Raw genomic sequence first — 1,420 nt, forward strand, 5'->3', positions numbered from 1 at the left:
TAGCATTACAGTTGCGTATTTTTACGATTTCTGAATCCATAGGTTTCCATGATTTGGAGGTCATGGATGGCAGGAGCATCGATCGAGGCAACGCTGGAGCTTTGGGCGTCTTCATTGCGGGATGTGAAGGCGCGGATGCGGCCCTTGTTTACACAGGAGCGCGTGGCGGTTTCAGCGGGGCAGTTTCTGGACGGCCTGCTTGGCGAGGAGCGACGCAAGACCGGCTGGATGCGCGCCGAGGCCGCCGGCGACCGGCCCGTGGCGGCAACAAGCGATCCTGGGCCGCGGGCAGTGGGATGCGGACGCGCTGCGCGACATTGTGCGCGATTATGCTTTGGAGACACTGCCGATCCTGACGCTGTTCTGGTGCTTGATGAGACCGGCTTTCTCAAGCAGGGCAAGGCATCCTGTGGTGTTGGTCGGCAATACACCGGGTCTGCGGGCAAGATCACCAATTGTCAGATCGGCGTCTTCGCCTCCTACGTCTCGCGTCACGGCCACGCCTTCATCGACCGGGCGCTCTATCTGCCGAAGGCCTGGACGGACGACGCCAAGCGTATGGCGGGGGCCCATGTGCCGGACAATGCTGGCTTTGCCACCAAGCCTGCGCTCGCACTCGCCATGATCGAGCGCGCCATCGCGTCGGATGTGCCCTTTTCGTGGGTGGCAGCCGACAGCGTCTACGGCGTCGGCGGCATCGAAATGGCGCTCAGACGGGCCGCCAAGGGCTATGTTCTGGGCGTGAGCGCTAACCATCCCTTCCGGTCATGGGGCAAATCACCGGCCGTCGCCGGGACGGCGAAGGATATTGCTGGCGCTTTGCCTGAGGATGTCTGGCGGCGCCTGTCGGCCGGCGAAGGGACCAAAGGCGCACGACTGCACGATTGGGTCTATCTCGATCTTGCCGATCTCGATGCCGGTGATTTTGATGCGACATTCCCCGGCACCTGGACACGCGGCCTGTTGATCCGCCGCAACATCGCCGCCGGCGATCTCGCCTTCTTTTCGACATGGTGCCCGATCGGAACATCCATCGAGACGCTGGTGACGGTGGAAGGGCGTCGCTGGGCAATCGAGGACAGCTTCGAGGCCGCCAAAAATGAACTCGGTCTCGACCACAACGAGACCCGCTCCTGGCATGGCTGGCATCGTCATGTCTCGCTGGTCATGCTCGCCTTTGCCATGATGGCGGCGATCCGCCACCATGCCAATGCCCTACCACCCCCAAAAAGCATGATGAAATGAGCGCAGCAGCACCACCCTTGATCCGCTGGTCGGTACAGGAAATCCGCCGCATTGCCACCCGCCTCGCACGGGCGCGCATCGAACCATCATACATCATCGCCTGGTCGCTCTGGCGAAGAGCACATCAAGCCAAAGCGCGACGAGCACACCTCAAATCAAAAGCGCAACTGTAATG

2 protein-coding genes are annotated in these 1,420 nt (G+C 61.6%); both read left to right on the plus strand.

All coding sequences use genetic code 11. The annotated features are described in order from the left end of the window. The first annotated feature begins 66 nt into the window (after window positions 1-66). Complete coding sequence (locus tag C7441_RS23665) at window positions 67-1,245, plus strand: IS701 family transposase (RefSeq protein WP_280523583.1); 1,179 nt, start codon at window positions 67-69, stop codon at window positions 1,243-1,245. Continuing rightward, the gene (locus C7441_RS24215; protein WP_170125249.1) at window positions 1,242-1,418 is read left to right on the plus strand and encodes a hypothetical protein; all 177 of its coding nucleotides are present in this window, start codon (window positions 1,242-1,244) and stop codon (window positions 1,416-1,418) included. Before C7441_RS23665 ends, C7441_RS24215 begins: the two co-directional genes overlap by 4 nt. Window positions 1,419-1,420: the final 2 nt, after the last annotated feature.

The organism is Pseudaminobacter salicylatoxidans (assembly GCF_003148475.1).
GTDB classification, from domain to species: Bacteria; Pseudomonadota; Alphaproteobacteria; order Rhizobiales; family Rhizobiaceae; genus Pseudaminobacter; species Pseudaminobacter salicylatoxidans.

Excerpts from the sequence above, each read along its gene's own strand:
- C7441_RS23665 (WP_280523583.1), top strand. The coding sequence starts at position 67 with ATGGCAGGAGCATCGATCGAGGCAACGCTGGAGCTTTGGGCGTCTTCA.
- C7441_RS24215 (WP_170125249.1), top strand. The coding sequence starts at position 1,242 with ATGAGCGCAGCAGCACCACCCTTGATCCGCTGGTCGGTACAGGAAATC.